At 34.6% G+C, this 13,718-nt stretch carries 4 protein-coding genes; 3 read left to right on the top strand and 1 reads right to left on the bottom strand.

Features of this window, described 5'->3' with window-relative positions; genetic code table 11:
- Nucleotides 1–15: 15 nt before the first annotated feature.
- The 3 genes from ytxJ (at nucleotide 16) to BLT80_RS18385 (ending at nucleotide 6,751) form a co-directional block, all read left to right on the top strand.
- A complete protein-coding gene (ytxJ, locus tag BLT80_RS18395) occupies nucleotides 16–402 on the top strand; it encodes a bacillithiol system redox-active protein YtxJ (RefSeq protein WP_092470756.1) in 387 nt (128 codons plus the stop codon).
- A 204-nt stretch (nucleotides 403–606) separates the two neighbouring features.
- A complete protein-coding gene (locus BLT80_RS18390) occupies nucleotides 607–3,789 on the top strand; it encodes a CHAT domain-containing protein (protein ID WP_092470754.1) in 3,183 nt (1,060 codons plus the stop codon).
- Between the two features lie 73 nt (nucleotides 3,790–3,862).
- Nucleotides 3,863–6,751: a T9SS type A sorting domain-containing protein gene (locus BLT80_RS18385; RefSeq protein WP_175455647.1), complete on the top strand. Its 2,889-nt coding sequence runs from the start codon at nucleotides 3,863–3,865 to the stop codon at nucleotides 6,749–6,751.
- Nucleotides 6,752–7,352: 601 nt separating this feature from the next.
- Here the strand turns inward: BLT80_RS18385 and BLT80_RS18380 are convergent.
- Nucleotides 7,353–13,718: LamG-like jellyroll fold domain-containing protein (locus tag BLT80_RS18380; RefSeq protein ID WP_139181106.1), on the bottom strand; the 6,366-nt coding region annotated here is incomplete at its 5' end.

Here is a 13,718-nt window from a genome sequence, read left to right as displayed (position 1 = left end):
TACGACATTTATAGTATGGGAATTTTTGATAAGTTATTTAGTGGTTCTTCTGAACCTAAGGAAGAAAAAATATTGCCTTGGCAAGCGTTAACTGATATTTCGCAGTTAAATACTATAGCCGAAAAATCTATATCCAAAACACAGCTTATTTTTAAGCATTCTACGCGTTGCGGAATTAGTAGCATGGTGATGAAACAGTTTGTAGCGTCATACGATATAGAAATGAACGCAGATTTGTACTATTTAGACTTGCTAAGTTATAGAGATGTCTCTAACGAAATAGGTTATAAGTTTCAAGTGATGCATCAATCTCCTCAGCTTTTAGTGATAAAGAATGGAGTAGTGGTTGCGCATGCGAGCCATGGAGCTATTAATGATATGGCTTTGGATCAGTTTATTTAGATTAATGTTCGTAAAAATTTCATTTACTGCTGTTTAACGAAATAATTTGATGTTTGTAAGTTTATTTTGATTTTTTAACATATTCAAGCGAATTTGATGTTTTGTTAAAATTATCATAATAATTTGCTATATTATATTGACCCCTGATTTTATTAATTGAATCAATTTTGGTGTTAAAATAATATTGCTCTACAACACCGCTTAATGAGATTTAAATATTTACTTCTTTTATCCTTTGTTATTTTTTGTTTATTGTCTTGTGGGCCTTCCAAGGCTTATAAGAGTTGGGAGCGTAATTATAATAAGGGGGTGAGTTTGTTTGAGGCGGATTCTACAAAAGAAGCCTTGGTTTTTATGAAAAATGCCTATGCTATTGGAAATGATATTTTCAGAGATAAGGATTCAATGTTAACCTCCACTACCATTTACTATGCTGATTTTAATAAAAGTCTCAGAAACTTTGATGACGCCGCTGAGCTATATAAAAAAGCTATAAGTATAGCTAAAGCTAATAATGATAAAGAAAAGCAAGTCGGTTTTTATAAAAAGTTAGGTTTAACCTATAAAGGAAGGGATAATAAGGCATCTGTAGAATCTTTTAATGCTTCTAAAATCTTATTAGAGGACCTTAATAAAACAAATACATTGGCTTATGCTGATATACTTTACCAAATGTCATCCATACATAAGTTTTTGGCGGAATATGAGAAAGCGATTGCTTTAGTAGATTCATCTAACGTTGTTGTGAAAAGATTGTTGGATAGTACGAAGCAGTACCCTAGAAATTTGATTATGTTAAGTCAAATCTATTGGAGTCAAAGGAATATAGAAAAAGCAGTTCCAACATTAGAAAAAGCTATTTCTTATTACGTGTCTGAAGAAGATAAATCTACACAAGAATATGCGGCAGCACTTTATACTATGGCCATTTTATATGGTGAAAATGGTGACTATGAAAAAGAAATAGAAGCCTATAAGGAGGTCATGCAAATTTTGGGTGAAAAGCATGGTGCCTATCATAATGTTTTAAATAATATAGGGCAAGCCTATACTAATTTAGGTGATTATGAACAAGCTTTAAATTACACTGAACAATCATTAATAGCCATTAATTCTGAAAACCCAAATTATGCAACGCGACTTCAAAACAAGGCATTTATATTAGTTAGACTAGGAAACTATAATAACGCGGAAGTAGTCTACCAACAGGCATTATCTAGTATGGAAAACCGACTTGGTGAAAATCATCCTAATTATGGGCAACTTTTAAATAATGTTGGTGAGATGTATTATGCTAAAGGTGATTTGTCTAAAGCTAAAGATTATTTTAAAGAGGCTTTGGACGTTTTTTTGAGAAATTATGAAGAGACAGATAAGCGCTACAGCTATCAACTTAGTGATTACGCAAAGACACTTTTTCAATTAAACGAACAGGAAAAGGCAATTGCGTTAATGAAAAAGAACTTAAAATTGGAGGAGGATAACCAACGAATTAATACTCAAAACTATTACAGCTTACAAACCTCCTTAGGTAGAGCTTATAATGAGCTCCAAAACTATTCTGAAGCATTGCCATTATTAGAAAATGCAGCTGTGCAATCACGTTTAATTTCAGGTAAAGACCATCCAGTAAATAGAACAATATTTAGCGAATTAGCAAAAACATACATTGGATTAAATGATATAGATAAAGCAATTCCTACTCTAGAAACGTCTAACGAAAATCTGAAAAATCAAATCGATGAGATTTTTAAATTTAGAAGCGAAAAGGAGAAAAAGCAATTCTTAAACACAGTTATTCACAATTTTAATGCATTACAAGCACTAGAATTTAAAGATAAAGGGGATAAAGAAAAACTTAATGAACTTAATTTGAATAATCAATTAATGTTAAAAGGATTGTTACTCAATAATTCTAAAGATGTATTAAATGAATTAGCTAAACTCAATGATTCTCTAATAAATGCAAGGATAGAATCCTACAAAGCATCAAAACGACAATTGTCTAAGCTTATGACAATAACGGTCGAAAAAAAGACTCAGAAAATAGATAGTTTAAGCACTGTAATTAATGTAAAAGAAACAGAATTAGTTAAATTATACAGTACAAATTTTTCAAATAATTACAGTTTATTAAAAGATTGGACAACGGTTAAAAATGCTTTAAACAATAATGATGTTGCAATTGAATTTTCAAATTATAAAACCTCAACAAGTAATGGTGAAAAAAGTACTCAATATGTAGCCTACATATACACTAAAAATTCTAAAGCGCCAGAGTTAGTGCCCTTATTTGAAGAACGTGAATTAGTTGAAATTTTAGAAAGTTCGTCACCGAATGTATTATATGCAGCGAGAGGTGCAAAAGCGAAAAATGTGGCAAATACAACGGATTTGTACGATTTATTATGGTTGCCTTTACAAAGCCATATAAATAATGTTGAGCGTATCTATTACTCACCAAGTGGATTGTTAAATCAAATTCCTTTTGCTGCTTTAGGAAAAAAAGATGAGTCCATATTAGCGAATCAATATGAAATGATTCAATTAAGCAGTACAAATAATTTAATTGAAGAACAAAATAGTTTAGATACTGATAATGTGCTTTTAATAGGAGGTATAAATTACGATTATAATCCTTCTAATATTACTGTAAATCCTAAAAAAATAAAAACAGACAGTTCTTTGATAGAAAACACTATAAATACAGAGGATACTACTATAGCATGGAAAGCATTACCAGGTACACTAAACGAAATTACGACTATTGAAAAATTATTTTTAACAAATAATAAAAGTCCAGTTGTTTGGACGGATAAGTCAGCAACTGAAACAAAATTTAAAAGTTTGAATGGAAAAAGCCCAAGTGTGATTCATATAGCTACCCATGGTTTCTTTTTTGAAAATCCAGAAGACACCAACAAGAATTATGATTTAGAATCAGAAAGTGTTTATAAGGCTTCTGAGGATCCTCTAATCCGATCAGGATTAATTTTTTCTGGTGCTAACTATGCTTGGGAACATGGTAACAATCCAAACGAGGAAGATGATGGCATTTTAACAGCTTTAGAAATTTCAAATTTAGATTTATCAAATACCGACTTGGTTGTTTTAAGTGCCTGCGAAACAGGGTTAGGAGATATAGATGGAAGTGAAGGTGTTTACGGTTTGCAACGGGCTTTTAAAATGGCTGGTGTAGATTATATCGTTATGAGTTTATGGGAAGTACCAGATAAAGAAACCGCAGAATTTATGGAACTATTTTATAAGGAATGGATTACCAATAAAAAGGAGATCACATTTGCTTTTAATACAACACAACGTTTAATGCATAAAAAATATAAAAATGAACCAGTAAAATGGGCTGCGTTTGTATTGTTTAAATAAAATCATTTTAACCTTTTGAATTATAAGTACTATGGAAAATATGATGTCAATAATAAAATATATTAAGCCACAGATGAAAAAAATAGCTTTAGTCTTACTACTATTAAGTTTTTGTTATAGTAATGCTCAAATAACGACGTATCCTTATTCGGAGAATTTCGAATCTGGACCAGCAGGTTGGAGTTCTCTTGGCACAAATAATAGTTGGGAGCTTGGTAATCCTTCAGGATTTATAATTAATTCTGCGGCTTCAGGGACAATGGCTTGGGTTACCAATTTAGATAGTGAATACGCTAATAATGAGAGTGGTTATGTGCAAAGTCCAATATTTGATTTTTCTTCTTTAACGGAACCTACTGTACAGTTAAATATTTGGTTAGATTGCGGGTCTGGAGATGGTGCTGTTTTACAATCTTCAATTGACTCTGGTGTTACTTGGCAAAATGTTGGTGGTTTTAATGATGATGAAAATTGGTTTAATGATGATTTTATAAACGCTAATCCAGGTGGTCAACCTATTGGATGGGCAGGTGGTGGACCAAGTGGAGACACAGAGAATTGGTTCACGGCAATACACGACTTAACCGAACTAATAGGAGAGAGCAATGTAATTTTTAGAATGGCTTTTGGATCAGACAATACAGGTTTTTCTAACGATGGAATTGCATTTGATAATTTTAAAATATACAGTCAAGATTGTTATGCAGGAGAGGATACAAACTTATTTGCTTGTGTAGGTTCTAGTTCAGGATTACTAAATCTAAATGACTTACTAAGTGAGGGAGTAGCCTCTGGCTATTGGGATCAAGAGGATTCAAATTTTAACATAACAAATGGAGTGATTGATTTAAGTGAGGTTGAATATACTGATTTATATAATTTTACATATACAGTTAATGGTGAAAACAACTGCACTGATTCGGCTTTAATTCAGTTGAATCTCCAAATAATTCCAGATGCAGGATCGGATAATACTTTAACAATATGTACTGCAGGAGAAGTGTATTTATATTCATATTTAGATGATAGTGTCTCTAATGATGGAATATGGGAAAGTTTAAATGAACCACCAGTGTTTATTGAATGGGGAGTAGTCGATTTAAGAGATTACGCTATAGGGTCTTATGACTTTAAATATACAATGACATCCGAAAATTGTGGTGAAGAAGATTCATCAATATTAACCATTGTTATAGAAGCATTAAGTGCTGGTGAAGATGGTGTTTTAGATGTTTGTGACTCTTTTACTGAGGAAGATTTGTTTAATGCTCTAGGTGGAAATCCTGGTCTAGGAGGAGTTTGGTCTCCAGCTATTAATGGACCTGGTAATTATACATATACACAGCCAGCAACAACTAATTGTCCTGAAACTTCCGCGACAGTCGTAGTTAATGAAATTGTACAGTTATCCGCTGGTATAGATACAGTATTAGAATCTTGTAGTGAATCTTCGTTAGAGGAGTTTCTTGTTGAGCTTGGTGGTGATGAAGGTGGAATTTGGAGTCCTAATAATTATAATGGAAGTGGTATCTACACATATACACATCCTAGTACTGATTGTACCGTTGAATCGTCTGCTACTGTTTATTTTTCTATTCCGGATCCACCAAATGCTGGTTCAGACGCTGATGTTAATGGAAATTTTGGCTCTAGTGACTTGGATGATTTAAGAGGCCAATTAAGAAGTGCTAACTATAATAGCAATGTAGATGATGGAATTTGGGTTCAGGTAGATAATGGTTCTCCTAATGTCTTAACTTCCGTAGAAGGTGAAGTTGATTTTCCTAATACAGGTGCTGGTGATGCTCAGGTCTATGAATTTGAGTATCAGGTTAGTGGTGTTTGTACGGATGATATTGCGACAGTTATAGTTAGAATTTATGGTGACGATACTGCAGGTACGGATGGTACATTAATTATTTGCCCAGGTGGAAATTTTTCGTACTCTTATTTATTTAATGAATTAGGTGGTAATCCAAGTATACGAGGATATTGGGTAGAGGATATCGATGGTCCAGGAATTTATACTTATATCGCTCAAGATAATCAAGGATTTGATGCAGATGAAGCAACTGTTACGGTTATCGAAGAAGAATTAAAATCTGCAGGTCAAAATGGTGAATTAAATAGTTGTGTAGGAGAAACACCATTAGAAGAAGATCTATTCTTAGCTTTAGGTGAAACTGCAGAACTAGGAGGCTCATGGGAAGAAACTACCACAGGTGTTTATGAGTATAGCCATGCCGCAACAGCATGTTATCCAGTAGTTTCAGCTACGGTAACACTAATTGAAGAACTACAAAAATCTGCAGGTACTGATGCATCTATAAACATTTGTGAAGGAGAAACCCTAACTAATGCGGAATTATTTTCTGCCTTAGGAGAAACAGCAGACACAGGTGGAATATGGGAAGAAACTACTACAGGAGTTTATGAGTATAGCCATGCTGCTACAACATGTTATCCTTTAGTTTCAGCTACAGTAACATTAATTGAAGAAATACAAAAATCAGCTGGTGAAAATGGAACACTAGAAATAGGAAATGGCACAATAGTTACTGAAACACAATTATTTGAAGCTCTAGAAGGTAGTCCTGACCTCGGAGGAACCTGGTCGCCAGAACTTGCAGGAGAAGGTACGTATACATATACACATGTAGAAGGTATATGCTCGGAAAGTTCTGCAGAAGTAGTCGTTATTGAAGGCTCATTATCTATTGATGACGAAGACTTAGAGACTATTAGTGTATACCCTAATCCAGCTAAAGCGGTTATACAAATTAGGAACTCAAATACTATAGCTATTAAAGCTATAGAAGTATTTACGATTACTGGTCAATTGGTAATGCGGGTTGAAGATAATTTCACTGAAATTAATGTCTCTAAACTAGAATCTGCAATGTATTTTCTTCAGATTAAAACAGAAATAGGACAACAAACAATAAAGTTTATAAAGGAGTAAGGTATTATAGAGAATAATTAATAAGTAAATTAAAAGGGATTATTGTTATGTATATCTACTGAAATAAAAAGGATATAACTGAAGTGTGCGAAATACTCTAATGGTTCATAAAATATCACCGTACTATACATGTTCCGATTGTATTATCTCGTTTGGGTTTTTATAAAAAACAAATTGTCATTTTCAATCCTAGAAAACCTGCAATAGCTGCGAGGAAATTTTCTGTAGAATATGTTTGTTTCCACCCAAAAAGTAGGTTAATGATTTCTTTAAAAGCATATGCCGTGCGATTGAAGCCAAGGCAATAATCTAATGTTTAGTTTTGTCTTCTGGTTTTCCATTGAAGTTTATCTTCGAAAAGTTAAAATGATAAGCCACTTTTTTTATAAAACTTTGATCCTAGTGGTTAGGACGGGGTATTGCTAATACAACATAAAAACGGATATAAAACAAAACCCTCAAAACCTTTATGGTTTTGAGGGTTTTGTTTTTCTTGCATGTAGGTCATTGAATGTATAGGGATATTCAAGAAAAATGCCTTTAGGAGTAGGGTTTAAAAACCAAACCTAAAGGCATTACTTATTAAATACAATAGATGCTATTATCTATTATATTTAATAATTATCTTCTTACTAAATGTTGCTGTTTCTGTTTCAGCTTTAATAATATAAGCTCCTTCCGAAATGTGCTTCACAGGTATTTTAATATCATGTGACATTGGTAGGTTAGTAGCATTCCATGACGCTACAGTTTGACCTGAAACATTAATCAAATACAATTGATTAACTTCAACAGAAAGCGGTGTTTTTACATTAATTTCTTCAGAATCATGTAAGTATCTTACCGATATATCTTTAAATTCTTCTTCTATTGTAGATAATACAGCATTCTCTTGGAACACTAAGTAAAATCTATCATTATAGGTGCCAGCTTCTAAATTCGATTGGAAGTTAACATCATTGAATCTCGTATAAGTACCTTCTACAGCATCAAAAATATAAACATCGATAGATTCATCAAAGTTTTCAAGATCAGTAAGTCCAACTTCAATATTACCCGTTTCACCAATAATAACGTTTAATGGGTATACTTTGGTGTCATCAAATTCACCAACACCTTGGATAACATATTGTTCTCCTTCAATAAGGAATGACATATCACTTGGGAAATCGTCTGCATTGAGGGCATCATAGCCATAATCTACTCCGTCTGTAGCAACATTATCTGATGTAAAACCTAAAAGTAGATGTCTTATTGCTCTTTCTGGCGTCGTAAAGCTAAAACGTATACGTCTAATTACACTTTCCTCTCCATTAGGAAGGTTAACATAATCTTGGTTACTATCACTAGGTCTAAAGAATACAGATTGTGGGCCTTCTTTCATAAAGACACGCTGTGCGTTATTAAAAACTAATGTACCGCCATCTCCATCAGCTTCAACAAAGAAACCTTGTCCTACCGGTATATAACGACCAGGTATCTTAGAAGCAGTTCCACCGCCATCTCCATCTATTTCTACGGGTGTAGTTGCTGGTAAACCTCCAGTTTTAGTTAAGTAAGAGTATCTTCCTAGGTATTCTGATAAAATATGACTAGGATTATTTGGTGCTTGTTCCCAGAAGGTTAACCCTGATCCTGTACGAAGCGCTGATTCATTATCATCAATAAAAGTATGAGCATCTATAGCAGAAGGATATGGATTACCTAAAAGCGTTTCATTATTCGCACCAATAGGATGTGTTATAGTACCATTATTCGGCTGACCAGTGAAGGTGTAATTTTGCTCTGAAGGACTAGTACCACTGCCTTTCATTGTAAATCCTAATCCAACGCTGATACCAGTATTTTGACTAATACGATTCCAGTCAGCATAAGCACCTGTTAAGTTTGCGTAAGTATATAACCAACGACTACTTATAGTTGCATGACTTGTGCCTGGTGCATCATTGTTTGTGGTCCATGATACAGGGGTTATACCATCATATAAAATCGATGCTAAAGCATAAGTTCTATTTGCCGCGCTGCCTGCGTTACTCACAGGGCTTCCCCAATAGTTATAATTAAATTCATTTCCGGTTCCTTGCTGGTCGCGTTCTAGTTTACCAGTTCCTGCATAATCAACAATACTACCCATAGGTTGTAAGAGTTGTGATTCACCAACTAAATCTAAAGTACCATCTATTTTCAGGTATTTATTGACTTGAAGTGGTTGATCACTTTCAATACTCAATGTGTTATTATCTACCAATAAACCAAGAAGTGTAGTTTTTTCTAGGTTTGTAGTTGTTCTATTCGTCGTAATCTCAGTCGCTGTTCTAACAATATTCCATGTTTGTAAACTATTAGGAACAACATTATTTTCCTTAGAATTAGGTATCTGTTGCACAGCACTAGCAGACCATGTTGTCTCATTATCCCATGCATCATCTAATCTCGAATTATAAGGAATAGGGGCATCTTCCACTTGAATAAGGGTCATAGCATTTAATTTTCCAGAATTAGGTGAGGCTGTTGAAATATCATTTATGTTACCAGCAACTACACTTGTCTGAGGGCCTGTATTCATTTGGTAATAACCTATTAGATTATTCCATTGTAAATTACCTGTAATTTCAAGAGGTATAACTTCACCCATAACATTAGAACCGTCTTGTTTTATTTCTTGGTTCATCATTTCTCTAATTTGAGCTTGAGATAACTCAGTGTCCCATATACGGACTTCATCAATTTTACCATCAAAATAGTTAATTGGTGAGTTATCTGATCTATCCATAGCGCCAACCAATGCTTTGTTTGCGTTTGTTGCTGGTGTAGAACCTGCTCTTGTACGTACTACAAAACCATCAATATATAGCGTATAATTAGAACCATCAAAAGTTACGGCTACATGGTACCATTTATTAGAGTTTATAGGCTGATTTGCAATAACATTGGTACTGCCGTTATAACGGAAATATAGACGATCATCTACAAGACTTAAATCATAACCAGATGCTGTTGATGTTCCGTCTCTTTTTGAAAAAATCGTTTTTGTGCCCGTAGTATTATTGGTTTTTATCCATGCTTCAACACTAAAATTGGTATTGTCTAAATTATAATTATTTCCAAAGTTAATATAGTCGTCACCACCATCAAAGACTAAGCTAGTTCCACAATCTGGTATGGTAATAGTTACCGTGTCAGTAGTATTTCCACAAGGTGAGTTATTAATAGCTGTCCAAGTTAGGGTATAGGATGTACCACTTTCTCCAGTGAATTCTGAATTATAAGCCGTAGCATTCTCAAAATAACCTGTTTCTGGCGTAGCTGTCCAAACACCTGTAACATTATTAGCAGCTAAAGTTACCGTTGTAATTTCACAACCCATTGTTGTTTGATCGGAACCAGCAGATGCTATAACATAAGGTGTGATGTTAAAATCTATAGTTTCTATAGCTACATCACATGGTCCGGCAGGATCATTTGATGTAAATGTAAACGTTGTTAAACCTGTAGTTGCAATAGTGTAAGTTGCAGAAGCTACATTCCCTGTAACTGTGGTTGTTATTGGTGTCCCAGAAATACTCCAAGTACCTCCAGTTGCACTGCCACTTAATGTAGCACTTAAAGCTATTGTACCATCAGACTGACAGACTGTATCTGGTAAAGTTGTAATAGTAACAATTGGTTCAGGGTTAACAATTAAAGTTCCTGAAAATGTTTTATTTCCACAACTAGCATTCGTTGAGATAGTGTAATTAAAAGTACCAAATTCAGTTGGCGTTCCACTAATTATATATTCTAACCCATCAAATGTAGTGGTTAAACCCATAGGTAATCCAGATTCTGATGGCCCACTTAAACCACCACCAACTTTAAAAGAGATATCAGTTATAGGTGTATTTTCACAGACAGTTTGATTTTCTGTACCAGGGGCTGAGGTTAGATTAATAAAGGTAGATAGTGTTGCAAAAGAGACATCATCAATAGCAAAGTTATTACCATTAAGATCTCCTACTACATTTCTAATTTCAACGGTAGCAGTTGTATTCGATCCAGAATTCCATACTCCATAAAAACGCTCCCAATCAGCGCCTTTTACTAAATCAAGGGTTGAACCTACATCAGCACCGTTAATTCTAAATCTTAAATCACTAGGAACTAGTAAATAACATCCTCCGCAAGTGTCTGATATATCAATGCCCCAAGCTGAAAAATAATAGTCGGTATTAGGTTCTACTGTAATAACCTGTCTCCAAGCAGCTAAAGCTAATACATCACCATTTACAGCAAGATATTGCCCAGCTCCATCACCTGTATGATCAGGGACACTTCTAAAAATACCAGGATAGAATGGTTCTACATCACTAGTTACAGTTAATCTATTTTGATAAAGCGTTGGAGTTGCACGATAGTTATACCCAGGATCAAAATCAAAGCCAAGAGATGCCATATTGTCGGCGAAGGGGCCATTTACTGTTTGTCTAGGGTTAGAGAATGAACCATTAATAACTAGTTCTTGTGATACATTAATAGAATCTCCATCACTACATCCATTAATAGTTGTACCAATAACCTGAAATTGTCCGGCAATGTCAACATATATGGTGTCACCTGTTTCACCTGTATTCCACTCCCAACTAGTAATGGGTTGGTTTGCTGTAGCAACTAATTGCACCATATTACTTTCATCCTGAGGTGTAGAAGGCACATCAGAGGGACAATAGTCTGTAATAATTATAATTTCTGGAGAAGGGAACACATTTACTGTAACCGTTTCTGTTGTTGGGCATTCATCATTATTTGTAACAGTTACAGTATATTGAGTTGTTACTTCAGGATTAACTGTAATTTGATTATTGCCAACAGAAGGTGTTGTTGCGCTTGTAGGTAAACCGGCATCTACCCCAGTGTCGGCAGACCATGAGTACGCAAAAGCATTGCCTGCGCTAGCCCCCTGTACTTGTAAATTGTCTATGTATAAATGTGGTTCAGCTTTATCTTTAACTCCGTAGGTATTATCTTCACATGTTCCAATAATTTGTTCCCACCATGAACATGTATTAAATGTAGAACCATCATCAACTCTCAGTCTAAACTGTATTAAACTTGAATTATTAAATGAAGCAGGCAGTGCTATATTTGCAGTTTGCCATCTATTTTGATAAGCTGCATTGTTTCTTAAAACAACTACATTTGTAGAAGTCCAAGCTCCAGTATTACCTGAGCGATATTGAACTAAAATATTTTTAGTATCTCCAAATCTAGAACCTCTTCGATACTGAAACCCAAATCTAAAATTTTGATAATTTACTAAATCTGATCCATTGACGTTTAAACGCCACCAACCACTATCATCTGAGCCTCCATATCCTCCACCGTCTTGCCAATCATCTTCTTGCATTAGAGAGTTTCCGGCAGGAGTATTTATTGTAAAAGGACCTCCATTTGTAGCAATTGCTGAAGGACTTCGAGTCTTAAAAGGAATATTATTACTACCACCAGGTGAGAAAAAGTTTGAATTAATATTTGGTGTTGTGCTAATATCTACGAGACTTCCATAGCTATTCCCTGTATTAAAATCGTAGTTTACAATGGTTTCAGCACTAAGACTTGCACCAAAGACATTGGCTGTTAAAACACTAGGTTCACCAGCACATATAGGACTGTCTGATACTGTAACGGAAGTTATGACAGGTGCTTCTAATACTTCAATAGATGTAGACGAATTACTACAGCCAGTTGTGGTGTTTGTAAATAAAAAGTTAACGTTTCCAGGACTTATACCAGTAATAACACCTCCGTTAGTTATTGTGGCAATAGCATTATTGCTGCTTATCCAAGTACCACCAGAAGAAGGTGATAACGTATGCGTTTCGTTTTCACAAATTTCGTTATCCGTTGGGTAATTTCCTATAATAGGTAAAGGGTTAATAGTAACTGTACTTGTGGTAGAACTACAATCAGTTGTTGAATTTGTATAAGTAAAGGTTACTGTACCATCACTTTGTGGTGTAATGGCTCCACTATTGTCTATGGTTGCAACACTTACGTTGCTACTAGTCCATGTGCCACCTGTAGATGGGCTTGCAGATTGCGTATTGTCATCAATACAAATATCATAATCACTTACACTAACTATAGGTAATGGGTGCACTACAATAGATAGTATGTTACTTACTTTAGGATCACAAGCAGAAAGATCTGTAGTCATTTCTACATATATTGTATAATCAGCTATTGGAGCAGGTACTGGTGTAAATGTTGAAACAGCAGTTATTCCTTCACTAACTCCGTCGATAAACCATTCATAAAACTGTGTAGTTCCTGCGTTGACTGGAGTAGCAGTGAATGTTACATTTTCACCTAAACATATCTCATTATTCGCATCGTTTGATGCAATAGTTACACTCGCACTTGCCGCAGGATCCAATACGGTTACTGTTGCAGTACAAGTATCAATATTACCAGAAGTATCGTATACGGTTAAGGTCACAGTGTTTGTTCCTAAATCATCACAGGTAAAATCATATTTATTTAATGACATTGATGATATAGCACAGTTATCATTTGAACCATTATCGATATCTGAAGTTAAAATACTTGCGTTACCAGATGCGTCTAATGTAATGGTGTAATTTTTACATGTAGCATTTGGGTTAATATTATCTTCAACAGTAATAAGTTGAGTTACATTAATAGAGTTTCCACTAGCATCAGTTACAGAATATGTTCTTGTAATGATTTCAGGATTAAAGTTTCCATTAGATACATCACCTGTATGAATGACAGTAATTGTTCCAGCACAGTTATCTGCTTCGTCGTTAACTAACGCAATATTAGCAGCAGGAACATCACTCGCACACTGCACACTGACAGGCGCAAGGTTAGAAGCTGTAGGATCCGTATTATCAAGGATGTTAATATCTTGAGTAACGTTAATAGAATTTCCACTCGCATCGGTTACGGAATATGTTCTAGTAATGGT

It is taken from the genome of Winogradskyella thalassocola, assembly GCF_900099995.1.
Classification (GTDB): Bacteria; Bacteroidota; Bacteroidia; order Flavobacteriales; family Flavobacteriaceae; genus Winogradskyella; species Winogradskyella thalassocola.
The sequence above is the reverse complement of the archived record's forward strand: the minus strand, read 5'-3'. Positions and strand labels throughout refer to the sequence as shown.

Bases quoted from the DNA above. Each gene is read 5' to 3' on its own strand.
- BLT80_RS18385 (WP_175455647.1), top strand. From the start codon at position 3,863: ATGAAAAAAATAGCTTTAGTCTTACTACTATTAAGTTTTTGTTATAGT.
- ytxJ (WP_092470756.1), top strand. From the start codon at position 16: ATGGGAATTTTTGATAAGTTATTTAGTGGTTCTTCTGAACCTAAGGAA.
- BLT80_RS18390 (WP_092470754.1), top strand. From the start codon at position 607: ATGAGATTTAAATATTTACTTCTTTTATCCTTTGTTATTTTTTGTTTA.